Source organism: Candidatus Ponderosibacter sp. Uisw_141_02, assembly GCF_048087665.1.
GTDB lineage: Bacteria > Pseudomonadota > Alphaproteobacteria > Puniceispirillales > Puniceispirillaceae > UBA3439.
Genome location: NZ_CP159807.1, coordinates 2,192,099 through 2,215,828 on the forward strand (window position 1 = coordinate 2,192,099; position 23,730 = coordinate 2,215,828).

The window sequence follows — 23,730 nt, forward strand, 5'->3', positions numbered from 1 at the left end:
TCCGATCTGGCGCGCTGGATTGACCCGTTTAACAAGGAATGCTGATCATCATGCAGTTTGACCAAATTATTCTTGTCGTGGCATTGTTCTGTGTCGCTGGCATTCTTTTCTGGGGCGTGATCACAATGGCGCGCGGTGGTGCCTATAATGTAAAAAATTCAAACCGGATTATGCGATACCGGATTATATTTCAGGCCATCGCATTAATCTTGATTTTGGGCTTGATGTGGCATCGAAGCCGCAATGGTTAACCCCACCCACATGGCCGCGATTGCGGTGATGCCACGCAAATAGAATCGATAGGTAATTATGGTAAAGCTGAATAAGATCTACACGCGAACTGGCGATGCTGGTGAAACCAGTTTGGTCAATGGCATGCGCGTTTCAAAACATGCGCGCCGACCATCGGCCTTTGGCGAGGTTGACGAGGCCAATTCAGTGATTGGTCTAGCACGGCTTCACACTGGTGATATTGCTGATGCTGATGCGATGCTAGCACGGATTCAAAATGATCTATTTGATCTTGGTGCCGATATCGCAACGCCGGAAACCGACAAGCCAGCCTTGCGCATCACCAGCGAACAGGTGACCCGACTGGAAACCGAAATTGACATGATGAATGCCGAGCTTGATCCGCTTGGGTCGTTTATTCTTCCGGGCGGTAGCCAAGCCTCGGCCTGGCTGCATCTGGCACGCACGGTAATGCGCCGCGCCGAACGTCATATGACCGAACTTGCCGCCGAAGAAGTCGTCAATGATGACGCGATGCGCTATGTAAACCGATTGTCAGATCATCTTTTCGTGCTTGCCCGCCGATTAAATGAAAATGGCAAGACCGACGTATTATGGCGTCCCGGGCAAAATTCAGGGCAGAAATAGACAGGTTTTTGATAGGCGTCGCCCCTAGGGTGGCTTTGACAATATTGCGGAGGATATGGAAATGAAGGTTCTGGTTCCGGTAAAACGGGTTATTGACTATAATGTCAAAGTTCGTGTGAAAGCCGATCAATCAGGTGTTGAACTTGCCAATGTGAAAATGGCAATGAACCCCTTTGATGAAATCGCGGTTGAGCAGGCCTTGCGGCTTCGCGAAGCCGGTACGGCTGACGAAGTGATCGCTGTCTCGATTGGGCCTGCACAAAATCAGGAAACCATCCGCACCGCGCTTGCCATGGGCGCTGATCGCGGCATTCATATCGAAGCCCCACATGACATCGAGCCGCTGGCCGTTGCCAAGCTTTTGAAAGCTGTTGTGGCGCAAGAAAATCCGGGCATTGTCCTTGTTGGCAAGCAGGCCATTGATGATGATTGCAATCAAACTGGCCAGATGCTTGCTGCCTTGCTTGGTTGGGCGCAAGGCACATTTGCATCCGCGCTGGAAATCGCTGGCGATAAAGCCAAAGTCATCCGCGAAGTTGATGGCGGATTGGAACATATCGAAATCAATATGCCAGCCATTGTCACGGTTGATTTACGGTTGAATGAGCCTCGCTATGCGTCACTGCCAAATATCATGAAGGCCAAGAAAAAGCCGCTTGATAGCCTGACCGCTGGTGATCTTGGTGTTGATATTGCGCCGCGCCTAACAATCGTCAAGGTTGAAGAGCCAGCCGCCCGCGCCGCCGGTATCAAAGTTGGCGATGTGCAGGAATTGGTAAGCAAATTGAAAAACGAAGCAAAGGTGATCTAAGCCATGAGCATTTTAATCCTATGTGACCATGAAAATGGCCAGCTAAGTCCAGTAACATTAAACGCAGTCAGCGCCGCCAGCCAGATTGGTGGCGAGATTCATCTTCTTGTCGCAGGCGATCAAACTGGCAATGTTGCCAAGGCCGCCGCCTCAATTGCCGGCATTGCCAAAGTTCTGGTGGCTGATGACAAATCCCTTGAAAACGGACTTGCCGAAAATCTTGCGCCTTTGATGCAAAGTCTATCAGGCGGCTATTCACATATGATGGCTGCAGCAACAACAGCCGGCAAAAATGTCATGCCGCGCCTTGCTGCGCTGCTTGATGTGATGCAGATTTCCGACATTATCAAAATCGACGACGACAACACATTCCAGCGTCCAATTTATGCTGGCAATGCCCTGTCAACCGTATCATCAAACGAGGCCATTAAGGTGATTACCGTTCGAGGTACGGCGTTTGAAGCGGCGGCTGCCGAAGGCGGAAATGCCACCATCGAGCCCGTTGCCGGTGCCAGTGATGCCGGCTTATCAGCCTATGTCAAATCAGAGCTGTCCAGTTCGGAACGCCCTGAATTGACATCGGCTCCGATTGTGATTTCAGGTGGACGCGGCATGCAAGATGGCGCCAATTTTGCCATGCTTGAAAAAATCGCCGACAAGCTTGGTGCGGCCGTTGGCGCATCACGCGCCGCGGTAGATGCCGGTTTCGTTCCCAATGATTATCAGGTTGGCCAGACCGGCAAGGTTGTTGCGCCTGATCTGTATGTCGCGGTTGGCATTTCAGGTGCCATTCAGCATCTTGCTGGCATGAAAGACAGCAAGGTCATTGTCGCCATCAACAAGGATGATGAAGCGCCAATATTCCAAGTTGCCGATTATGGGCTGGTGGCCGATCTTTTCGATGCCGTTCCGGCACTTGAGAAAGAGCTTGGCTAACAGCACGGCCGATCAGGTCTAACAAGACTTAGGCTGAATAGGACATAGATTCAATCAGGCGGCATTGCGATGCCGCCTTTTTGCTGGCAATCACACCAATAAATGACCTTGGCTAATCTGGCGTGAAGGCACTGGCGACACATTGGCAAGGCGAAGCAGATTGCGAATTTCGGCAATTATCGGCGCCGAATCCCATTCACGCGGCCCGACATAGGCCCAGCTTTGGCGTTGATCAGCACTCAGCAAAAAGCTGGTCGGCAAACCCCGCACCCCCATTTCGCGCGAAAGCGCTGCCTTGGGGTCAAACCCCACTAAGGGGCGGGTAATGCCACGATCCTGCAAAAAAGGCAGGGCTTTTTGCCGGCCGCCACGATCAACCGAAACCAGCAGCAGCGTCACATCATCACCAAGCTGTTTGGCAGCATTGTCCAAGGCGGGTAATTCAGCAACACAAGGCGGGCACCATGTTGCCCAGAAATTCACCAAAACCGGTCGACCTTGCAACGAGTCGAGGCGAAAATCCTTGTCATTTTCATCACGAATCACCGTCGACATTGATGGTGCGGCTTTGCCGTCTGGCGGGGTCATTGCCGCCGCCAGATCTGGCCAAAGCATGAATGCCGAAAGCCCGATTATGCCGGTGAAAAGCTGACGTCGCAATAAAGATGCGGTTTTTGGCTGAAAATTTGACGAAAGCCGCGTATAAGACAATGGATTTTCCCACTCTATTGGTTGTGAACATGGCGAAAAACGATAAAACATCGCAAGACGAGTTAAAGTCTAGCATCTGGGGCGGCCGTTTCTCAAGCGGCCCATCGCAATTGATGCAAGATATCAATGCGTCGATTAGCTATGACAAGCGGCTATATCGTCAGGACATTGCCGGCTCGAAAGCGCATGCCAGCATGCTTGCCGCGGTGAAAATTATCTCCAATGATGATTGTCACGCCATTCATAGTGGGCTTGATCAGATTGCCAGTGAAATCGAGGCTGGCGATTTTGTGTTTTCCGAAGCGCTTGAAGACATCCATATGAATATCGAATCGCGGCTTGCCGAACTCATTGGCGAACCAGCAAGGCGGCTTCACACCGCACGATCGCGCAATGATCAGGTGGCAACCGATTTCAAATTATGGGTTCGTGATCTGCTTGATTCGATTGATCATGCGCTTGCCGATATGCAGGGCGCGCTTCTTGATAAGGCCGAAGCACATGCCGATTTATTGATGCCAGGCTTCACCCATCTTCAAACCGCCCAGCCGGTTACGTTTGGGTTTCACCTTATGGCCTATGTTGAAATGCTGGGGCGTGACCGTGGACGGTTTGCCGATGCAAGACGCCGGCTGAATGAATCACCGCTTGGCGCGGCGGCACTTGCTGGCACCTCATTCCCAACCGACCGACATATGACCGCAACCGCGCTTGGCTTTGACCGGCCAGCTGCCAATGCCATGGATGCGGTTTCGGATCGGGATTTCGCGCTTGAATTTCTGGCCAGTGCCGCCATTTGTTCGGTTCATCTATCGCGCTTTGCCGAAGAGTTGGTGATCTGGTCATCCGACCGGTTTGGCTTTATCGCCCTGTCAGATGCCTTTACTACCGGTTCATCAATCATGCCGCAAAAGCGCAATCCTGATGCGGCCGAACTTGTGCGCGCCAAGCCCGGGCGAATCATCGGTGCCTTGACCGGTTTGCTGATCGTGTTAAAGGGGCTTCCACTTGCCTATGGCAAAGATATGCAGGAAGACAAAGAAGGGGTGTTTGACGCGGCTGATGCGCTTGGCATTGCGCTTGCCGCAACCACCGGCATGATCCACGATATGACACCGCAGCCAGATGCCATGCTGGCAGCATTGACGACCGGTTTTCCGACAGCCACTGATCTGGCTGATTATATGGTTCGCGAACTTGGCATGCCATTCCGCGAAGCCCATCATGCCAGCGGTGCCATTGTTGCCGAAGCCGCGGCCAAAGGGCTTGACCTTGAAGAAATGAGCCTTGACGCATTGCAAGCCATCGAACCACGAATCAAACCCGATATTATCGGCTTGCTATCGGTAGCAAGTGCAGCCGCAGCAAGAACCAGCTTTGGCGGCACCGCACCTGATGAAGTGCGCGCAAGAATTGCCGATGCCCGCCAACGTTTTGCCATTCAATAGAGCAAGAACAATCCGGTTAAAGGAGTCGCTATGCAACGCAAACTCATTCTTGGCAGCCTGATCGGCCTGATGCTAACGCTTGGCCTTGCCGCCTGTGGCAAGCGCGGCGATCCTTATCGGCCATCTGAAATTCTGGCCGCAAGCCAGACCGAAACCCCAGCCAGCTAGATTTGGCGCTTTAGGAGCAATCGCCATTATGTGCGCTTTTTACCGTGATGACAGCCAACAGCTATGCGTTGACGGGCTGTCCCTTGCCGAAATTACCGCAACCCATGGATCGCCACTTTATGTCTATTCAGGCGCCGGCATCACCGAGGCTTTTACCCAGTTTCAAGCCGCAGTGGCACCGGTATCTGGCAAGGTGCATTTCGCCATGAAGGCAAATTCAGCGCTTGGGGTTTTGGCACTTATCGGGCGGCTTGGCGGCGGTATGGATATTGTATCTTTGGGTGAATTGGCGCGCGCGCAGGCCGCCAGAATTGATCCAGCATCTGTGGTGTTTTCCGGCGTTGGCAAAAGCGATGATGATATCCGCCAAGCATTGGCATGCGGCATTGGCCAGATCAATGCCGAATCGATTCCCGAAGTTGCCGCGATTAGCGCGATTGCCGCCGATATGGGCGTTGTGGCACCCGTTGCCTTGCGGGTGAATGTTGATGTCAATCCAGGAACCCACGCGAAAATTTCAACCGGTCAGCGCGACACCAAATTCGGCATCTCAACTGATCAGCGCGAAGCAAGCGACCTTTATCGGGTTCTGTGCGATGACCCACATATCCGGCCTGCCGGTCTGGCCGTTCATATCGGATCACAAATTCGCAATCTCGCACCTTTTGAAGCAGCTTATTCGGCGCTTTTGACGCTTGCCAATGAATTGCGCAATGCCGAAATGCCGGTGCCGAATCTTGATCTTGGTGGCGGCATTGGGGTTGATTATGACATGGCTGGCCCCACCGATTTCACCGCCTATGGCAAGCTGGTCGAACGTCTTTTCAAGGATCAGGGCTTTACCCTTGGCTTCGAGCCAGGCCGCGCCATCATTGCCAATAATGGCGTTCTGGTGACCAAGGTTATTTACGTCAAACAGGGCGATAATAAGCGGTTTGTCATTGTCGATGCAGCGATGAATGACCTGTTGCGGCCAACCTTGTATGAAGCGCATCACGCCATTTGGCCAATTACCGCGCCACAGCCATCAATCGGCAAGGCCGATATTGTTGGGCCTGTTTGCGAAACCGGTGACTATCTTGGCCTTGACCGCGATATGCCCAATCTGGCAAATGGCGATGCGTTGGCGGTAATGTCGGCTGGTGCGTATGGTGCGGTCATGGCGTCAAGCTATAACAGCCGGTCACCCGCCGCCGAAGTGATGGTTCTTGACGGTAAAGCACATCTATTGCGCGGCGCAAGACCCATTGCCAAAATGATCAATGATGAATCAATTCCCGATTTTACCGCAGCGGCAAAAAACTGATCCCTAGTCAAAAATAGGCCATGAAATTGGGGTGACGCTGACTTCGGCCTTGGCACTTGAATCAATATCAAGCTGTACGAAAAACGGGCTTTGCTGATTGGCGGCAATGATCCAGTCATCAAGCCTGATTGCGGTTTCGTTCAAAATCATCCCATCTGGACGCGTGACCCGAACTCGCAATGGCGCAGGATGCCCAGACCAAGATCCAACATTGCGAAGCGCGCCGCGAAGACGATCAACGCGGAAAATCGTACGCATTGCGGGCAGGTCAGCAGCATGGCAGCCTCTTGGTTTAGCGTTTGCTAATTTGTTTTTACTGCAAGCAAGGTTTTGCACAAATAGCCCAATCGCGAATTTGGCTAGCCATTCTGGCCGAATTCATATTATCAATAGCCTTATGATGCGGTTTAGAACAGTTTCATTGGCACAGACCAACATGGCGGCAAAATCACTATTGATCGTCCTGCTTCTTGGATGCGCCTTTTTTATGGCTGGCCTTCAGCATTTTGTGCTTACCCTTCCCAAACCAGTGCCCCCCACCACTGCCAGTACCACTGCCAGTACCACCGCCACCGCCACTGACGGCATTGTTGTGATCACCGGCGGCCAACAACGGCTTGCCGATGGGTTTAATCTGTTACAAAGCGGTGCCGGCAAAGCGCTTTTAGTATCGGGTGTCGGGCAAGGGGTCAGCAAAACCATTCTTGCCGATGAATTGAAATTAAACCCGCGTGAAACAGCTCTTCTTACATGCTGCGTCACGCTGGAATTTCAGGCAGGCGATACAAGGGAAAATGCGGTAGCCGCCGGCAAATGGGCGCAGGAAAACGGGTTCACATCATTGCAATTGGTAACGGCGAATTATCATATGCCCCGCGCCAAAGCCATTTTCACCCGAACATTACCCGATATTGCACTGTCTTACTGGCCGGTCAGCCCCAATGATCTTGATCTGGATGTCTGGTGGAAAACCCCGCCAATCATCCGGCTTTTAGCCCGCGAATATGCAAAATATCTAACCGAGCCAATAGCCAATCTAATCCTGACCCGCATCAATGATTGATCGCCGGATTTCGCGGGTGCGCGAAAATAATGCTTCCAGCTTGTCTCCTTCTTGCCAGCGAATGGCGCGTTGAAGATAGCTAAGATCCTCGGAAAAACGCTGCAGCATCTCAAGAACAGCTGTGTCATTATTCAAAAACACATCACGCCACATCACCGGATCAGACGCGGCAATGCGGGTAAAATCGCGGAATCCTGACGCTGAAAAACGGATCACATCATTTTTAAGCTGCGTTTCCAAATCGACAGCAGTGCCAACAATCGTATAGGCAATCAAATGCGGCAGATGCGAGGTGAGCGCCAACACCTTGTCATGATAATCGGGGCTCATCCGCTCGGTTACTGAACCAAGACCAGTGATGAAAGATTCAAACCGCACAATATCGGCTTCATCAGCGTCAAGCGGCAGAATAATCCAATAACGTTCATCAAAAAGCGATTCAAATCCGGCACCCGGTCCTGAATGTTCGGTTCCGGCAAGCGGATGCGACGGCAACCAGATAATATCATCGCGCAAATGCGGGGCAACATCGCGAACAACCGATCGTTTGGTTGATCCGGTGTCGGTTAGTACCGCGCCCGATTTCATATGGGGCACAATCTGTTCAGCGATTTTACCAACCGCGCCAACCGGCACCGCCAAAATGACGAGATCGGCATCAGCAACCGCATGCACCGCGTCCGCCTCGAATGAATCGACAAGCTGGAGGCGCGCAACCGCTGTCGCCACTTCGGGCGATTGGTCACTGCCAATAATCGTTGTCGCAAGCCCGCCGCGCCGCGCCGCAAGCGCAATTGACGCGCCAATCAGCCCCATGCCAATCACCGCTACCTTGTCGTAAATCACTGTCATTCTTCTGCTTTCATTCCATATCTTTGCTGTTCAGCCATCAAGCTTTGCTAGTGTCTAACGTGCATAGATTCCAACAAGGCGGGCTTCGCGCGGCAGATCGGCTGGCGCATCAACCACAGCGTCATTGCCATGATGGCCATCAATCATTGTCAGGGCAAAACCATCTGCCGCTGGCACAGCATAAAGGCTCATGTCATCACCTGACGGGTCTGGCAAGTAATCGGCGATAATATAGGCGGGATGCAAGGATGGCATATCATAAAGTGGGGTGCGAGCAATGATCGAAAGATGCTGGTGCTGATCCAGCGCGCCTAAAAGCGCCTTGATGTCATGATTGGCAGGCACCAACCCATAACGGCATTGCCCTGATGCGACCGCATCCAACAATCGCGTCATTTGGTCAAAGCTTTTTGCCACAAGCGCGCTTCCCATATGCCAAGCGGCAGCCGGCATAACCATGTCATGGACGGCAAAGGCCAGCGCGCCATTTTGCCGGCTTAGGCTGGCGGCCATTATCTGTCGCCACACACCTAGAATAACCGACGGTGATAAATCATGGCCATTGGCCCTGCTGTTGATCACAAGCTGACGCACCAAGGCAGCCTCGCGCCCCGGGCGAAACGCTACGGCACCGTTTTTGGCGGCAATCACCTGATCGGATAATTTCATGCGCTTGGCCAAGGCCTGTAAAATCTCATTATCAAGATTATCGATGGCACTTCGCAATTGGTTCAAATCTTCACTCATACCCAATGTTCCCAGCCTTCTAAACCAATATCCTTCGATCAAGGCCATGCTGTGCGGTTTTCAGCCAGATATGGCCGCGGCCGCGACTCAAATTTTTGACGACAACGCCCCGCGAGATTGCCCCACCAAGACAGGCGCAGCGGCGGTTTCACCGCGGTGCAGTCTACTTGTCTTTCCCGAAGGTGCATAGAGCATTTTATCAGCCTCGACAAGAAGAACGCCGCCCATTGCTGGCCACCAGCGACTGCCGATTCGCTCAATCGCTGGCGCAAAACGCTGAAAAAGCGGACCCGCCAAAGGCGGCATAAATGCAATTCGGCGGGTTTGGCGCGGGATAAATCCATGTCCCTGCAATAATTGGCGAAGCTGGCGGCCGGAATAGGGACGGCCATGCCCAAACGGCGTGCGTTCGGCCTTGGCCCAAAGCCCGCTTCGGTTTGGCACAATCACCAGTAATCGTCCGGCACCATCAAGAACCCGCCAGCATTCATCAAGACATTGCCCGGGATCATGCTCAAATTCCAAAGCATGAACCAGCAAAAGACGGTCAAGATGGACATCGGGAAGCGGTAGATTTAGCGGATCGACAAGACAATTGCGAACCGATGATGATTTTGGCCAAGAGGCCGCACCTCGGCGCGCTGGCATAAGCCCAAGAGGTATTGGCTGCTTCGGATCAAGAAAAGGCTGGGCATATCCTAAAAAGGCCGATGACAAGGGTGATCCGGCATGCCAGAACAAGTCAAGCTGACGCCGAATGAGATCAGCAACCATTTGCCCAAGCCGCGCTTGATAAAACCGTTTAAATTCGACGATATCATCATACATCCGGCCTTAACTCCCTTTGCTGCACTGCATTTGTTTTGTCAGGAATTAAGACATATAGTGCAAAAAATTATTTTGCACTGCAACATTGCGTCTTTGGCAAACATTTGCTAGCCATGTCGCCTTACGCCATTTCCGAGATGTTTATGACGCCAAAACAAGCCGCAAATCAAGTGGTCATCCGCAAATATGCGAATCGCCGCCTCTATGACACCAACGCATCACGATACGTCACCATCGATGATTTAAAATTGATGGTGAAAAACAGCCTTGATTTTCGGGTTGTTGCCGCGAAAAATGGCCAAGATCTAACGCGGTTCACCCTTGTTCAGATCATTCTTGAAATTGAATCGGAAGGTCACAAACTGCTTCCCATTGGCGTTTTGCAGCAGCTTATCCGCTTTTATGGTGACAAGATGGAGCCTATTTTATCGCGCTATCTCGAACGGTCGATGAACGCATTTCTTGATCATCAAGGCCAAGCCGAAGACGCGCTTGGAGCCAGTTTTGACGCCATCCGCAGCAACGGCAACGGCACAGCAGCAGCCAAGAATGTGGCCTCAACGGATAATCTACAGCTCATTCGCGATGAATTTGACCAATTAAAGGCCAAGCTCGATCAGCTTGACTAGATCCGGCTACAGGTTGCTCAGCTGATAGGCGATGCTTTCACAATCATCATAGGCATCAGGTTTGGCTGTTCGAATCCGAACCGATTGCACATCATCCAATGCCCGTAACGCGTCAAACAAGGTTCGCGCCAAGGTTTCTTGAAGATCATAATGACGCGCCGAAACAATGTTTAAAATCGTTTCGCGAATAAGGTCGTAATTCAATGTGCTATCAACCTTGTCATCAACAGGCTCGGTTGCCGGATAAAGCCGCAATTCAGCGTCAATTTTGATCCGTTGCGTGTTGGCACGCTCGGCGTCATAGATGCCAATCGAAGCTTGGCATTCCAAACCGTGTAAAACAAACCGCCGGTCCATGCCCCAACTCCAAAATATCCAAATCGCCTCAAAGGCTATTGACCACCCAATCAGGACGAATTTCGCAAGCCGTACAATAAGGTAATGCTGCGCGTGACCGAAACAATCCATGACCAGTGACCAGAACGCTTGTCATGCCAGCGGCATTCCCCCCGAGTATATCAGTATGCAAGCTATCACCAACCATGGCAATGCGTTTACGATTTAGCGGCTGATCAAGCAATCTTGCCATCCGCGCCAGCGCCAAATCAAAGGCGGGTTGATAGGGTTTGCCATACCATCTGACATCAATCTCTATTGCGCGAATCGTCGCCTGTTGCATCATGCGGGCTGCCCAATAGCCCGGCTCAGCGGAAAATTGGTCATTGGCCTGCGGCGCGGTGACATCGGGGTTAGCGATATGAACCGGACGTGGACGCGCCATCATCGCCGCCTCAAAAGCTGCCTGATCCGACTCACCCCATTCGATCGCCCCCAAAAACACAAAAGCATCGGCCCGCGTCCAAAAATCATCATCACGGCCGTAAATCATTATATTTTTGCCAACAAGCGGTTCAATCACACGCCCAAAACAACCAATAACGTCATCAGTAGCCAAGGGCGCTTCGGGCGATCCGGCAAGCTGGGCAACAAGCGCATCACGGCTGGATAAAACATCGTCGCGCTTGATCGGAAGCTGCCAGTCCTGATATTTCGCAAATGCGCGTTCGGCTGGAAAACTGCCGCCATTGGTCAGAACCAGCACCGGCTTGGCTTTGCTGGCAGCCGCATCAAGCAATGTTTTAATTCCCTCAATCGGGCCATCACCAATATTGATGACGCCATAGCCGTCAAGCACCAGCCCGTCAAATTCATCCAAAATATCAATAAGCCGAAGCGCTGTTTGGCATGCGCCATCCCTGCCCGCCACTGGCATGATTGGCCGCAAAGCCTGGTAGATTGCCATCACCGCATCAAGGCCAAGCCCATCTGCAGCCGGAATCTTGACATGCTTAATCTCGACCTGCTTTATTTCAGCCAGCACGGCGATACCCTCTTTGCACCTGATTTATGACGATGGGTAAATCCCATCATCGGCGGAGCATAGAGATAAACAGCCTAATTTTCCAGTCGCGCCGCGGTGATGAATTGTTTGAACGCCTCACACCAGATTACCACCGCATCATATTCATCAAGATCAATTGCTGGCGCAAGATACAGCCGGTAATCAGGGCCGGGCGAAATTGTGCCATCAAGCCGAAAATAGCGGCACGCCCAGCCTTTGCACAAATCCAGCTAAACATAGCTAGCGGCTCCGATGCCGCCGTGATGACATAACATCATCCTTGCCTCCTTTGATATTTGCTTTATCCGGCGATGGCGCCGATTTCACACCAATCCGTAACATGACAGCCAAGCCAGCCTTATTCATGCCCCTATCAAGGTGGCTATTGGTATTTTCTGTCAAGTTGGCGTGTCCCATTTTCGGCGCATCAGAAAAGTTTTTTCTTGCCTGCAAATCATACCCATAAGATGCTTTTATAACGGTGCGTTTCGGCACCGTAAAACAACAGGCTTGGCGGTTCGCATTATGAAACTTCAAACGATTGAAACACATATTGTAAAAACGCCGCCACCGGGCTTTGGCGGTCGTTATTTCATTTTTGTGGTTTTGCAAACCGCCTGCGGCATTCGCGGATATGGCGAAATCTATGCTGCCAGCTTTGCCCCCGAAACAGTGTCGACGATGGCGGCAGATGTGTTTGGCCGGTATCTTGAAGGTCAAAACCCATTTGAAATTGAACGATTCTGGCGGCGCGCCCATGGATCGGGATTTTCGCACCGACCCGACCCTTCCATGCAGGGCGTTGTCAGCGGGCTGGAAATGGCCTGCTGGGATATTGTTGGCAAGGCGCTTGACCGGCCTGTCTATGACCTTCTTGGGGGCAAGGTGAATGAGCGGCTGCGAACCTATACCTATCTTTACCCGCGTGCCGATCAGGATGCAGTCAGCTTTTATAATGATGCCAGCGCCAGTGCCGAAGCTGCAGCAGGTTATGTCAGTGATGGCTTTACCGCTGTCAAATTTGATCCGGCTGGCCCCTACAGTGTTTTTGATGGTCGCCAGCCAGATTTGGACGCGCTTCGCCGGTCGGAAGATTTCTGCCGCGAGATTCGGGCGACGGTTGGCGATCGCGCCGATCTGCTGTTTGGCACGCATGGCCAATTTACCCCGGCTGGGGCGATCCGGCTTGCCAAGCGGCTCGAAGCCTTTGACCCGTTATGGTTTGAAGAGCCAACACCGCCTGATATGCCCGAAGCGATGGCCAAAGTGGCAAGCGCCACCTCAATTCCAATCGCCACTGGCGAACGGCTTTGCAGCAAATATGAGTTTTCGCGCGTCCTGCAATGCGGGGCAGCCGCGATTTTGCAGCCGAATCTTGGGCGTGCTGGCGGGATTTTAGAGAGCAAGAAGATTGCCGCCATTGCCGAGCCTTACTATGCACAGATTGCCCCGCATCTTTATTGCGGGCCGGTTGTTGCCGCTGCCAATATCCAGCTTGCCGCCTCAATTCCCAATTTCCTGATTCTCGAATCAATCCAGAAAATGGACGGTTTTCACGCCTCGTTGCTTACCAAACCGCTTTGCTGGGAAGATGGTCACATCATTCCGCCAACGACGCCCGGGCTTGGCATTGAATTAAATATGGACGTTGTTGCCCAAAACCCGTGGGACGGCTCACGGCTACATCTTGAAATGGCACAGCATCCCTTTGATCCGGGGCGCGACGGCCCCTTTGCCGGCGGCTAGTTGGCGGTGGCAATATGGCCGTTGATGTTGTGGTGAAACCGGCTGCCAATCGCCATCGCAAGCATCACCAGCCACAGCCCGCTCGAAACCAAGACAACGACGCGGCGTAAAACCATGATAGAAAAGGGGAACAAAAGCATCTGGACACTTGACAGCGAGGCCGCAAAGCGTATATTCCAGCCCGCTGTTGCGCTTTAACATTTTTGTATGGGCGCCGCTGCCCAATTGGTAGGGAAAAAGCGACTGGCCGGAAACCCCGTCCACAGCTGATGAGATGATTTTGGTGACTAAAGGCTTTTGCGGCTATCGAGGGTCCTTCGCCACCAAACTGTTTAGGTAAGGAAGATCGCCATGTACGCTTTGGTGAAGACCGGTGGCAAACAATATCGCGTTTCAAAGGATGACACCATTCTGGTGGAACGTCTGTCCGCTGAAGAAGGCGAGCAAATCATTTTGAACGACATCGTCATGCTTGGCGATGGCGACAAGGTTATGATTGGTGCACCGCTTGTTGATGGCGCTGGCGTCAGCGCAACGGTTGTTCGCCAGACACGCGGACCAAAAATCATCATCTTCCGCCGCAAGCGCCGGAAAAACCATCGGCGTACCCAAGGTCATCGTCAGGATTTAACCCTGCTGAAGATCAATGATATTGCCGAAGATGCAAAAAGCCTGAAAATAGCAAAACCTGCTGCCAAGGCTGCGCCAAAAAAAGCTGCTGCAAGTGACGCGCCTACCGAGAAGGCCGCCGCACCAAAAGCCGCCGCCGCGAAAAAAGCTGCACCCAAGGCCGCCGCTGCGAAAAAGCCAGCTGCAAAAAAAGCCGCACCTAAGGCCGCCGCTGCGAAAAAGCCAGCTGCAAAAAAAGCCGCAAAAAAAGATTAGATAAAGACGATGCCGCAATCGCGGTTACGAACAGATAGAAGGTTGGTAGAAAATGGCACATAAAAAAGCAGGCGGTAGTTCCAGAAACGGTCGCGACTCGGCTGGCCGCCGACTTGGTGTAAAGAAATTTGGCGGTGAGAGCGTTCTTGCTGGCAATATTATTGTTCGCCAGCGCGGAACCAAAGTGAATCCCGGACAAAATGTTGGCATGGGCAAAGATCACACATTATTTGCACTGATCGAAGGCAAAGTTGCTTTCCGTGAAAAATCAGGTGGCAAGATGTTTGTGGCTGTCGAGCCGATGGCTGAGGCTGCTGAATAGCGCCTTTGGCATCAAAATGATGCATAGGGGGCGGGTTATTCCGGCAGCCGTGCAGTGATTTAAGGGGGATGACAATTGTTATTCCCCTTTTATTTATCGGGTGACATATATTGCTACGGTAACGCCATGATGGGCATAGCAAATGGCGTTGATCAGCTTACCGCATCAAACCCCCGAATGATAAATCGGAACCGTTGTAATGAAATTTCTTGATCAGGCGAAAATCTACACCCGTTCAGGGCATGGCGGGCCGGGGGCAATCAGCTTTCGGCGCGAAGCGCATGTGCCTTTGGGCGGGCCTGATGGCGGCGATGGCGGGCGTGGCGGCGATATTGTGGCAATGGCGGTGAATGGTTTGAACACGCTTATTGATTATCGCTATCAACAGCATTTCAAAGCAGAATCGGGTCGTCCGGGTGCCGGACGTGATCGCAGCGGTGCGTCTGGCAAAGATGTGATCATGCGGCTGCCGATTGGAACACAAGTCCTATCGGATGATCAGCAAACCGTACTTGCCGACCTGACCTATGAGGGACAGACCATCATTCTTGCCAAGGGCGGTACCGGCGGTAAGGGCAATGCCTTTTTCAAATCAGCGACCAATCGTGCGCCACGGAAATCACAACCTGGCGAAGACGGTCAGGAAATGTGGGTCTGGCTGCGGCTGAAACTGATTGCCGATGCCGGGCTTCTTGGCATGCCAAACGCCGGAAAATCAACCTTCCTAAGCGCGGTTTCAGCAGCGCGTCCCAAAATTGCCGATTATCCTTTTACCACGCTTCATCCCAATCTTGGCGTTGTTGGCATTGATGGCAAGGAATTTGTCATGGCTGATATTCCAGGGCTGATCGAGGGGGCGCATGAAGGCGCGGGGCTTGGACATCGGTTTTTGGGGCATGTCGAACGCTGCCGGATTTTGCTGCATCTGATTGATGCCACTGGCGAAGATCCTGTTGCCGCATGGAAAATGCTTCGCAATGAGCTCAAAGCCTATGGCGGCGATCTTTATGACAAGCCGGAAATTGTCGGGCTGACCAAATTGGACGCAACGCCAGAAGATTACGCTGCCGATCTTGCCATTGCTTTGCAAGAAGCGGGCGCAGGACAAGTACTGGCGTTATCGTCAGTTACCGGAAGCGGCGTCACAACGATGCTTCGCCAGCTTATCAATGTGATTGAAACAAGTCGGGCCAAAGAAGCGGAGCCCGAAGAGACTGTGCCATGGTCACCGTAACATCAGCGTCTCAAAACCATATTTTTGATGATGCTAAAATCATCGTTATCAAGGTTGGGTCATCCCTTCTTGTTGACGAAGACCAAAACGCCATTAATTCAGCGTGGCTAAGCGGTATCGCCACCGATATTGCGCTGCTAAAGGCGGCTGGAAAAGATGTTGTGGTGGTATCAAGCGGGGCCATCGCGCTTGGACGGCGTTTGCTGAAAATAAATCGCAATAAATTGAAATTGCAGGAAAAACAGGCAGCTGCGGCAACGGGGCAAGTCTTGCTGGCGCATGCATGGATGGACGCGCTTGGTGCACATCAGGTGCAAACAGCGCAAATTTTGCTGTCGCCTGATGATACCGAAACAAGACGCAAACATCTTAATGCCCGCACCACGATGATGGCGCTTTTACAGCTCAATGCCGTTCCGGTGGTCAATGAGAATGACACGGTTGCCACGGCGGAAATTCGCTTTGGCGATAATGATCGATTGGCGGCGCGTGTCGCCGCGATGATTGGGGCTGATGTGCTGGTTCTTCTGTCGGATGTTGATGGGCTTTATACGGCCAATCCGAATGGCGACAATAGCGCAACCCATATTGGCGAGATTGCGCAAATCACCCCTGACATCATGGCCATGGCAGGGCCGGCCAATGCCGCCTATGCTTCGGGCGGTATGGTAACCAAGCTGGAGGCGGCGCGCATTGCCACATCGGCCGGTTGTCAGATGATTATCTGCAATGGACAAAGCCCAGCGCCTTTATCACGGCTGGAAGCCGGGGCAAAATGCACCATCTTTGCCGCAACGTTAAGCCCGCATACCGCCCGAAAACAATGGATTGCCGGCGCGCTAACCCCCAAAGGGACAATCCGCATTGATGATGGGGCGGCACGCGCGCTTCGCGCCGGACGATCACTTTTGCCAGCAGGCGTTATCGCTGTTAATGGGCAATTTGAACGTGGCGATTTGATCGAGATCGAAGATCGCACCGGTCTGGTCATCGGGCATGGCTTGTCAAGCTATGGTCATAAAGACGCCATGGCGATTCGCGGTCACAAAAGCAATGAAATCGAATCCGTGCTAGGCTATCGCGAACGTGACGAAATGATCCATGCCGATAATCTGGTCATGAGTGACAGCTAGGGCAAAACACAAGCTAGATAAATATGGGCTGAAAAACAAGGCCGAAAAGCAGGCTAAAAAGTGAGAAAGATATGGCGCAGCAATTAGACAAAATCAGTGATGCCACCGCCCTGATCGGGGCGATGGTCACACGGTCACGCGCCGCGCAATCCGTTCTTGGCAAAAGTGATTTTGCGTCAAGATGCGCCGCCTTGCAAGCCGCAGCCGATCAGATTCGCAGCCAATCCGCCGCCATTCTTGAGGTCAATGCCAAAGATGTTGCCGCGGCCAAGGCAAGCGGCATTAGCGGTGCCTTTATCGACCGGTTAACGCTGAATGACGAACGCGTTGAAGCGATGGCAACCGGCCTTGAAGCGATGGTTCGCCTGACCGATCCAATTGGCTATGAATTGGCGCGATGGCAACAGCCAAACGGGCTTGATATTGCGCGGGTGTCAACGCCGCTTGGCGTGATTGGCATCATTTACGAATCACGGCCAAATGTCACAATTGATGCGGCTGGGTTATGTATTATCGCTGGCAATGCTGCCATTTTACGCGGCGGTAGTGATAGCCAGCTTACCGCCAGCCTGCTTGCCGCCATCATGGGTGATGGGCTTGCTGCGGCTGGCCTGCCGCGCGATGCGGTGCAGATGGTGCCAACAACCGACCGGCAGGCCGTTGGTGCCATGCTTGGCGCAGTTGGCGGCATTGATGTGCTGATTCCCCGTGGTGGACGCTCGCTTGTCGAACGCGTTCAAACCGAAGCGCGTGTTCCGGTTTTTGCTCATCTTGAAGGCATTTGCCATCTTTATATCCATGCTGATGCCGACCCGGATAAGGCGCGGCAGATTGCGTTAAATGCCAAAATGCGGCGAACCGGCATTTGTGGCGCGACTGAAACATTGCTTATTGATGCCGCCATTGCCGATGATCTTCTTGGCGCGATTGCCAATGATCTTTTGGCGGCTGGCTGTACGCTTCGCGGTGATGCGGCGGCATGTGACCTTGTGCCGGCGATGTCCCCTGCCACCGAAACCGATTTTTACACCGAATATCTGGATGCAATTCTATCGGTTGCCATTGTCGATAATATTGATTCGGCCATTGCCCATATCGCCAAATATGGATCGGCGCATACTGATGCGATTATCACCGAATCAGCCGCTGCCGCAGCGCAGTTTTTTGCCGAGGTCGACAGCGCGATTGTTATGCATAACGCCTCGACACAATTTGCCGATGGCGGCGAATTTGGCATGGGCGCCGAAATTGGCATTGCCACTGGGCGATTACATGCGCGTGGGCCTGTTGGCGCGGCGCAATTAACCAGCTTTAAATATGTTGTTCGTGGCAATGGCCAGACACGCAGCTAGCCATCATCAAATGCCGTTGCTGTTTCACAGCCGGACAAACCTGAAAATTGGTCTTGTTGGTGGCTCGTTCAATCCGGCGCATGATGGCCATATTCATGTTGCGCTTGAGGCGCGTCGTGCCTTGAATCTTGATCAAATCTGGTGGCTTGTCAGCCCGCAGAATCCACTCAAAAGCACCGCCGGCATGGAATCACTTGCCATAAGGCTGGCACATGCTCGTAAAATTGCCGCGCCCTATCCGTTTATGCGGGTTTTGAGTCCGGAGGCTGGGCTACCCCAAAACTATACCTACAACACATTGACTTATTTGAAAAAAACAATGCCGCTAGCGCGTCTTATATGGGTCATGGGCGCGGATAATCTGGATCAGTTTTCGCGCTGGCACCGGCACCAAGATATGATTCGGCTACTACCCATTGCCGTTATTGACCGTCCAAGCTATTCTATGAAAGCTATAGTGGCTGGTCGGTGGTTGCTAGGACGGCGTTATCGCGTTGCAAAAATGCGCCACGCCATTGCAACGCGATCTTTGAAACTGCCGAGCTGGTGCTTTATAGCTGGACAACGTCACGCGGCTTCGGCCACGGAGATAAGGCAGCAAGCGCAAAGCGCAAATGCCTAAATCCGACCGGAGCCCGCAACAAAGGGGCTTGAACATTTTGACAGGAGATACCCATTTCTAAAGCGCAAACTGCATTAAACGCAGACCAGATCCTTCGTTTGATCACAACCTCTCTTGACGACGACAAAGCCGAAAATATCCTGACAATCCCGTTACAAGGCAAATCCGCAATGGCCGATTATATGGTTGTTGCGTCAGGGGCATCATCTCGGCAGGTTGCCGCCATGGCAGAACATCTTGAATTCAAGCTAAAACAGGAAAAGGTCGATATTCTCGGCCTTGAAGGTCTGCGACAAGCCGATTGGGTGCTGCTTGATGCCAATGATGTGATCGTTCATATCTTCCGTCCTGAAGTGCGTGACTTTTACGGGCTTGAGCGGATGTGGGTCGATGATATGTCGGCCGAAATTGTCAAGGTTGGCGGCGACGCCTAAACGCATCGCTCAAATGGCAAGAGGCGAATTGGAGCCGATCAATGCAGCTGTTTATTCTCGCCGTTGGTAAGGGTCGCGCTTCGCCTGAAAATACGCTAACGCAAGGCTGGCTGTCGCACTTGCCGCAGGGCGGCAGCCTGATTGAAGTTGAATCCAAATTCCCCCCCGGCCAAAAACGAACCGATGATGAATCGAGCCGCCTGTTGCGCGCCATGCCTGATGGTGCTGCCCTGGCGGTTCTTGACCCACGCGGCAAGGATCATTCATCTGAAGATCTGGCTGCCTTGATCAGCACATGGCGTGATGGCGGTTTTGCGGCAGCCTGTTTTGCCATTGGTGGGGCTGATGGCCATGCTGATATGATGCGCCAAAAGGCCGAACGCAGCATTTCCTTTGGCCGCGCCACATGGCCACATATGTTGTTTCGAGCCATGCTTGCCGAACAGCTATATCGGGCAAGCGCGATTTTGGCAGGTCATCCCTATCATCGTGGCGATTAACCAGCTCGCCATCGCATCGTGACACCGCGCCAGCCCTGATTATTTTGGCAACCCTCTTTAAACGCTTGGTTTACGGTAAAACGCCCTGTTTAGGGGGCAGCACAGTTTAACTGTACATCAATCAATGCTGAGATTATAAGATCGTCATGGTCACTTATCACCCCTCGCACGGCCCGGTTGTCCTGTGCATCATGGATGGCTGGGGTCATCGTGCCGAGCCCGAAAATAACGCCGTTGCACTTGCCAAAACGCCAGTGTTTGACGCGCTGATGGCAAGTCAGCCACATAGCTTTCTTGCCGCATCTGGCGTTGATGTTGGCTTGCCTGATGGACAGGTTGGCAATTCCGAAGTTGGGCATATGAATATTGGTGCAGGCCGTGTGGTGATGCAGGATTTACCGCGGCTGAACGCCGCTGTTAAAGATGGGTCGCTGGCCGCGCATCCCGATCTAATCACACTTGCGGCAAAGCTGCGGGCATCGGGCGGCACGGCGCATGTCATGGGGCTTTTATCACCAGGCGGCGTGCATGCGCATCAAGACCATTTTCTGGCTGTCATAACAGGGCTGGTTGCAGCTGGTGTTCCGGTGGCTGTGCATGGCTTTACCGATGGCCGTGATACATTACCGCAAGCCGCAAAACAGGATTTACCCGATTTTGTGGCTGCCTTGCCAAAAGGTGCCTTCATCGCCAGCCTGATCGGCCGCTATTTCGCCATGGATCGTGATCGCCGCTGGGAGCGCACACAGGCCGCCTATGACGCCATTGCAGGCTCACGCGCACCGATCTTTGCCATTGACGCGCTAACGGCGCTTGAGGCGGGCTATGGGCGTGATGAGGGTGATGAATTCATCACCCCAACCGTGATTGACGGCTATCAGGGCATGCGCGATGGCGATGGCATCGTGATGATGAATTTCCGCGCCGATCGCGCCCGCCAGCTGTTGAATTGTTTTTGTGATCCGGCCAGCACTGGCTGCACCACCCAGCCGGTCACTTTTGTTGGCATGGCAGGCATGACCAGCTATTCGAAATCGCTTGATGATCATATGGTGACGCTTTATCCGCCAATGGAATTGCATGACACGCTTGGCGAGATCGTGGCGCGTGCCGGCAAACGGCAGCTTCGGCTTGCCGAAACCGAAAAATACCCGCATGTGACTTTTTTCTTTAATGGTGGCGAAGAGGCACTGCAACCGGGCGAAGATCGCGAGATGGTCGCCTCGCCATCGGTTGCAACCTATGACCTGCAACCCGAAATGAGCGCGCGTGATGTTCTACAAACCGCGCTGACCAGCCTTCATGCCAAGGCTCATGATCTGTTGATTATCAATTTTGCCAATCCTGACATGGTTGGTCATACAGGCGATCTTGACGCTGCCATTCGCGCGGTTGAAACCGTTGATCATTGTGTTGGTCAATTGGTTGCGGCGCTTGGGGATGCTGATGGGCAAATGCTGCTAACCGCCGATCATGGCAATTGCGAATTAATGTGGGATGGCGCGGCCGAATCACCGCATACCGCCCATACCACCAATCTTGTGCCATTGATTTTGGTCAATGGTCATGCCAACACAACAATTGCCGATGGCCGACTTGCCGATCTTGCGCCAAGCTTGCTTGCCATGATGGGCATTGCCAAGCCTGCATTAATGACCGGAAACTGTCTTTTATCACCTGAAAAGCCATAAGCGCATTTGGTCATAACGCAATCCTGCCATGATCTTGCGCAATCTTTGGAAATGGCAATATTGGTTGGGGTTGTATGCAACGGCATTGACTGGCACGATATGCAAGCCGTGATATAAGAAAACAGCACCGCGGTATTTACGCTGGTTTGGTGAATATGGTTTCGGGTTAAATATGTTTACGGGATATTAGGAGCAGTCATAAATGCAAATCGTCAGCTTTCTTTCAACGCAGGGGCGCCGTATGCGTTATGCAGCCTTGCCATTTATTTGCGGCGCGGTGATTGCCGGATTGGCCATCCCCACCCTGACAATTGCCCAATCAGGCAAGAATGATGCGGTATATCGCCAGCTTGGGCTTTTTGGCGATATCTTTCAGCGCGTTCGCGAAAGCTATGTTGATGAGGTTGATGATAAGGATCTTGTCGAAGCGGCCATCAATGGCATGCTGACCTCTCTCGATCCCCATTCGTCATTTCTGAACAATGATCATTTCAGCGATATGCAAGTTCAGACCAAAGGCAAATTTGGCGGGCTTGGGATTGAAATCACCATGGAAGATGGTGTGATCAAGATCGTGTCGCCAATTGATGACACGCCCGCCGCCGAAGCCGGATTACAACCTGAAGATTTGATCATCGCCGTTAATGATGAACCAATCCGCGGCATGACCCTAAGCGATGCGGTTGACCGGTTACGCGGCGAAGTTGGCTCAAGCGTTACGGTTACGATCAAACGCGGTGCCAAAGACCCATTTGACGTTACCCTCAAACGCGACACGATCAAAATTCGTTCGGTACGCGCCAAAATGTTTGACGGTATTGGCTATTTGCGAATCACCACTTTTTCTGAGCAGACCACACCCGGCCTAACCAAAGAAGTCGATAAAATGTTCCGTGAGCATGGCCAAGATTTGAAAGGCTTTATTCTGGATTTGCGCAACAATCCGGGCGGTTTGCTGAATGAAGCCATTTCGGTAAGTGATGCGTTTCTTGAAAAGGGTGAAATTGTCTCAACACGCGGCCGCCGTGCCGAAAATGCCAGTCGCGCCTATGCCCGGCCGGGGGATATTGCCAATGGCCTTCCCCTTGTTGTGCTGATTAATTCTGGATCGGCATCAGCATCTGAAATTGTTGCAGGGGCGTTAAAAGATCATCGCCGTGCGGTTCTTCTTGGCACGCGTTCATTTGGCAAAGGATCGGTGCAAACGGTGATTCCGGTTTCGGGCAATAGCGCCATGCGGTTGACCACAGCGCGTTATTACACCCCATCAGGCGTTTCAATTCAGGCCACAGGAATCAGCCCAGATATTGAGGTGGCGTTGGCACGGATTGAAACTTTGGATGGTGGCGATACGCGCGAAGAAGATTTGAAAGGCGCTCTTGATAATGCCAAAGATGGCAAAGAAGGCGAACCGGCCAATGCCGAAAAGCCCGATGTTACGCCAGCCACTGACCAGTCAAAGATTGATTATCAGCTTGCGCGTGCGCTTGATTTGATCCGCGGCGTCTCTATTTTTACTGATGTAAAATCTGGATCTTAACCATGCGTGTCATTCCCTATGATGAACGGCCTTACCGGCCCTGCGTTGGCATCTTTTTAATCAATGATGCCAAGCAGGTTTTTGGGGGTCGCCGCATCGACGGCCGCGCCGAAGCATGGCAAATGCCGCAAGGCGGAATCGACCCAGGCGAAACAGCAATTGATGCCTGTATGCGCGAAATGGGTGAGGAAATTGGCACATCTTCGGCTGAATTGCTGTGTGAGCATGATGCGTGGCTTTATTACAATATTCCGCTGCCGCTTGCCGACCGGCTATGGCATGGCCAATATAAGGGTCAGAAACAAAAATGGATGGCCCTTCGCTTTACCGGCAAGGATGAAGACATAAACATCAACACCGCCGAACCCGAATTTTGCGAATGGCGCTGGCTAGAACCACATGAATTGGTCAATCTGGCGGTGCCGTTCAAACGCGATGTCTATGATGATGTGCTAAAGGCCTTTTCCGATTTCGTCTAGCCGCCGCTATGC

At 52.6% G+C, this 23,730-nt stretch carries 30 protein-coding genes; 21 read left to right on the forward strand and 9 right to left on the reverse strand.

The window, feature by feature from the left end:
• The first annotated feature begins 50 nt into the window (after positions 1–50).
• From ABXT40_RS10790 to ABXT40_RS10805, 4 genes are all read left to right on the forward strand, one after another.
• Positions 51–251 (forward strand): twin transmembrane helix small protein, encoded by a 201-nt coding sequence (locus tag ABXT40_RS10790; protein WP_443645602.1) that lies wholly within the window; start codon positions 51–53, stop codon positions 249–251.
• A 58-nt stretch (positions 252–309) separates the two neighbouring features.
• Positions 310–879, forward strand: a complete 570-nt coding sequence (locus ABXT40_RS10795) for a cob(I)yrinic acid a,c-diamide adenosyltransferase (RefSeq protein WP_443645603.1) — start codon at positions 310–312, stop codon at positions 877–879.
• Positions 880–940: 61 nt separating this feature from the next.
• Positions 941–1,690 (forward strand): electron transfer flavoprotein subunit beta/FixA family protein, encoded by a 750-nt coding sequence (locus ABXT40_RS10800; protein ID WP_443645604.1) that lies wholly within the window; start codon positions 941–943, stop codon positions 1,688–1,690.
• Between the two features lie 3 nt (positions 1,691–1,693).
• On the forward strand, positions 1,694–2,626 hold the full coding sequence (locus ABXT40_RS10805; protein WP_443645605.1) for an electron transfer flavoprotein subunit alpha/FixB family protein: 933 nt from the start codon (positions 1,694–1,696) through the stop codon (positions 2,624–2,626).
• Between the two features lie 90 nt (positions 2,627–2,716).
• Here ABXT40_RS10805 and ABXT40_RS10810 read toward each other — a convergent pair whose 3' ends face one another.
• Positions 2,717–3,241: a TlpA family protein disulfide reductase gene (locus ABXT40_RS10810; protein WP_443645606.1), complete on the reverse strand. Its 525-nt coding sequence runs from the start codon at positions 3,239–3,241 to the stop codon at positions 2,717–2,719.
• Positions 3,242–3,366: 125 nt separating this feature from the next.
• Here ABXT40_RS10810 and argH point away from each other — a divergent pair, with 125 nt between their 5' ends.
• From argH to lysA, 3 genes are read left to right on the forward strand one after another with little or no spacing between them, the layout of a single operon-like run.
• Positions 3,367–4,785, forward strand: coding sequence for an argininosuccinate lyase (gene argH / locus ABXT40_RS10815; protein ID WP_443645607.1), 1,419 nt, complete (start codon positions 3,367–3,369; stop codon positions 4,783–4,785).
• A 30-nt stretch (positions 4,786–4,815) separates the two neighbouring features.
• Positions 4,816–4,953 (forward strand): LPS translocon maturation chaperone LptM, encoded by a 138-nt coding sequence (lptM, locus tag ABXT40_RS10820; RefSeq protein ID WP_443645608.1) that lies wholly within the window; start codon positions 4,816–4,818, stop codon positions 4,951–4,953.
• A gap of 28 nt (positions 4,954–4,981) precedes the next feature.
• Complete coding sequence (gene lysA, locus ABXT40_RS10825; RefSeq protein WP_443645609.1) at positions 4,982–6,259, forward strand: diaminopimelate decarboxylase; 1,278 nt, start codon at positions 4,982–4,984, stop codon at positions 6,257–6,259.
• Between the two features lie 3 nt (positions 6,260–6,262).
• On the opposite strand, the gene ABXT40_RS10830 is transcribed toward lysA, so the two are convergent.
• A complete protein-coding gene (locus ABXT40_RS10830) occupies positions 6,263–6,517 on the reverse strand; it encodes a hypothetical protein (protein ID WP_443645610.1) in 255 nt (84 codons plus the stop codon).
• Between the two features lie 163 nt (positions 6,518–6,680).
• Between ABXT40_RS10830 and ABXT40_RS10835 the strand changes: the two genes are divergently transcribed.
• On the forward strand, positions 6,681–7,322 hold the full coding sequence (locus ABXT40_RS10835) for a YdcF family protein (RefSeq protein WP_443645611.1): 642 nt from the start codon (positions 6,681–6,683) through the stop codon (positions 7,320–7,322).
• Here the strand turns inward: ABXT40_RS10835 and ABXT40_RS10840 are convergent.
• The 3 genes from ABXT40_RS10840 to ABXT40_RS10850 form a co-directional block, all read right to left on the reverse strand.
• Positions 7,296–8,174, reverse strand: coding sequence for a prephenate/arogenate dehydrogenase family protein (locus ABXT40_RS10840; RefSeq protein ID WP_443645612.1), 879 nt, complete (start codon positions 8,172–8,174; stop codon positions 7,296–7,298). The two genes, ABXT40_RS10835 and ABXT40_RS10840, sit on opposite strands and share 27 nt — an antisense overlap.
• A 54-nt stretch (positions 8,175–8,228) precedes the next feature.
• On the reverse strand, positions 8,229–8,921 hold the full coding sequence (locus ABXT40_RS10845) for a chorismate mutase (protein WP_443645613.1): 693 nt from the start codon (positions 8,919–8,921) through the stop codon (positions 8,229–8,231).
• Between the two features lie 87 nt (positions 8,922–9,008).
• The gene (locus ABXT40_RS10850; protein ID WP_443645614.1) at positions 9,009–9,749 is read right to left on the reverse strand and encodes a class I SAM-dependent methyltransferase; all 741 of its coding nucleotides are present in this window, start codon (positions 9,747–9,749) and stop codon (positions 9,009–9,011) included.
• A gap of 113 nt (positions 9,750–9,862) precedes the next feature.
• On the opposite strand from ABXT40_RS10850, the gene phaR reads away from it, so the two are divergent.
• Positions 9,863–10,378, forward strand: a complete 516-nt coding sequence (gene phaR / locus ABXT40_RS10855; RefSeq protein WP_443645615.1) for a polyhydroxyalkanoate synthesis repressor PhaR — start codon at positions 9,863–9,865, stop codon at positions 10,376–10,378.
• A 6-nt stretch (positions 10,379–10,384) separates the two neighbouring features.
• Here the strand turns inward: phaR and ABXT40_RS10860 are convergent, their stop codons facing one another.
• The 4 genes from ABXT40_RS10860 to ABXT40_RS10875 all read right to left on the reverse strand — a co-directional run bounded on the left by ABXT40_RS10860 (position 10,385) and on the right by ABXT40_RS10875 (position 12,332).
• Entirely contained in the window at positions 10,385–10,735 is a 351-nt protein-coding gene (locus ABXT40_RS10860; protein ID WP_443645616.1) for a dihydroneopterin aldolase, read from the reverse strand.
• A 28-nt stretch (positions 10,736–10,763) separates the two neighbouring features.
• Complete coding sequence (locus ABXT40_RS10865) at positions 10,764–11,759, reverse strand: HAD-IIA family hydrolase (RefSeq protein WP_443645617.1); 996 nt, start codon at positions 11,757–11,759, stop codon at positions 10,764–10,766.
• A gap of 74 nt (positions 11,760–11,833) precedes the next feature.
• Positions 11,834–12,004, reverse strand: coding sequence for a DM13 domain-containing protein (locus tag ABXT40_RS10870; protein ID WP_443645618.1), 171 nt, complete (start codon positions 12,002–12,004; stop codon positions 11,834–11,836).
• Between the two features lie 16 nt (positions 12,005–12,020).
• On the reverse strand, positions 12,021–12,332 hold the full coding sequence (locus ABXT40_RS10875; protein ID WP_443645619.1) for a hypothetical protein: 312 nt from the start codon (positions 12,330–12,332) through the stop codon (positions 12,021–12,023).
• Here ABXT40_RS10875 and ABXT40_RS10880 point away from each other — a divergent pair.
• The 12 genes from ABXT40_RS10880 (at position 12,306) to ABXT40_RS10935 (ending at position 23,718) form a co-directional block, all read left to right on the forward strand.
• Positions 12,306–13,526 carry a mandelate racemase/muconate lactonizing enzyme family protein gene (locus ABXT40_RS10880; protein WP_443645620.1) on the forward strand — a complete coding sequence of 407 codons (1,221 nt, stop codon included), beginning with the start codon at positions 12,306–12,308 and terminating at the stop codon, positions 13,524–13,526. The two genes, ABXT40_RS10875 and ABXT40_RS10880, sit on opposite strands and share 27 nt — an antisense overlap.
• 351 nt (positions 13,527–13,877) lie before the next feature.
• On the forward strand, positions 13,878–14,411 hold the full coding sequence (rplU, locus tag ABXT40_RS10885) for a 50S ribosomal protein L21 (protein ID WP_443645621.1): 534 nt from the start codon (positions 13,878–13,880) through the stop codon (positions 14,409–14,411).
• A gap of 52 nt (positions 14,412–14,463) precedes the next feature.
• Positions 14,464–14,733 carry a 50S ribosomal protein L27 gene (gene rpmA, locus ABXT40_RS10890; RefSeq protein ID WP_443645622.1) on the forward strand — a complete coding sequence of 90 codons (270 nt, stop codon included), beginning with the start codon at positions 14,464–14,466 and terminating at the stop codon, positions 14,731–14,733.
• A gap of 199 nt (positions 14,734–14,932) precedes the next feature.
• Positions 14,933–15,967 (forward strand): GTPase ObgE, encoded by a 1,035-nt coding sequence (gene obgE / locus ABXT40_RS10895; protein WP_443645623.1) that lies wholly within the window; start codon positions 14,933–14,935, stop codon positions 15,965–15,967.
• The gene (gene proB / locus ABXT40_RS10900; protein WP_443645624.1) at positions 15,955–17,100 is read left to right on the forward strand and encodes a glutamate 5-kinase; all 1,146 of its coding nucleotides are present in this window, start codon (positions 15,955–15,957) and stop codon (positions 17,098–17,100) included. The genes obgE and proB overlap by 13 nt, the downstream gene beginning before the upstream one ends.
• 71 nt (positions 17,101–17,171) lie before the next feature.
• Positions 17,172–18,452 (forward strand): glutamate-5-semialdehyde dehydrogenase, encoded by a 1,281-nt coding sequence (locus tag ABXT40_RS10905; protein ID WP_443645625.1) that lies wholly within the window; start codon positions 17,172–17,174, stop codon positions 18,450–18,452.
• Positions 18,433–19,074, forward strand: coding sequence for a nicotinate (nicotinamide) nucleotide adenylyltransferase (gene nadD / locus ABXT40_RS10910; RefSeq protein WP_443645626.1), 642 nt, complete (start codon positions 18,433–18,435; stop codon positions 19,072–19,074). Before ABXT40_RS10905 ends, nadD begins: the two co-directional genes overlap by 20 nt.
• 101 nt (positions 19,075–19,175) lie before the next feature.
• On the forward strand, positions 19,176–19,508 hold the full coding sequence (rsfS, locus tag ABXT40_RS10915) for a ribosome silencing factor (RefSeq protein WP_443647014.1): 333 nt from the start codon (positions 19,176–19,178) through the stop codon (positions 19,506–19,508).
• 41 nt (positions 19,509–19,549) lie between these two features.
• Positions 19,550–20,008, forward strand: coding sequence for a 23S rRNA (pseudouridine(1915)-N(3))-methyltransferase RlmH (locus ABXT40_RS10920; RefSeq protein WP_443645627.1), 459 nt, complete (start codon positions 19,550–19,552; stop codon positions 20,006–20,008).
• Between the two features lie 146 nt (positions 20,009–20,154).
• A complete protein-coding gene (gpmI, locus tag ABXT40_RS10925) occupies positions 20,155–21,699 on the forward strand; it encodes a 2,3-bisphosphoglycerate-independent phosphoglycerate mutase (RefSeq protein ID WP_443645628.1) in 1,545 nt (514 codons plus the stop codon).
• Positions 21,700–21,901: 202 nt separating this feature from the next.
• A complete protein-coding gene (locus ABXT40_RS10930; protein WP_443645629.1) occupies positions 21,902–23,239 on the forward strand; it encodes a S41 family peptidase in 1,338 nt (445 codons plus the stop codon).
• A 2-nt stretch (positions 23,240–23,241) separates the two neighbouring features.
• On the forward strand, positions 23,242–23,718 hold the full coding sequence (locus ABXT40_RS10935; RefSeq protein WP_443645630.1) for an RNA pyrophosphohydrolase: 477 nt from the start codon (positions 23,242–23,244) through the stop codon (positions 23,716–23,718).
• Positions 23,719–23,730: the final 12 nt, after the last annotated feature.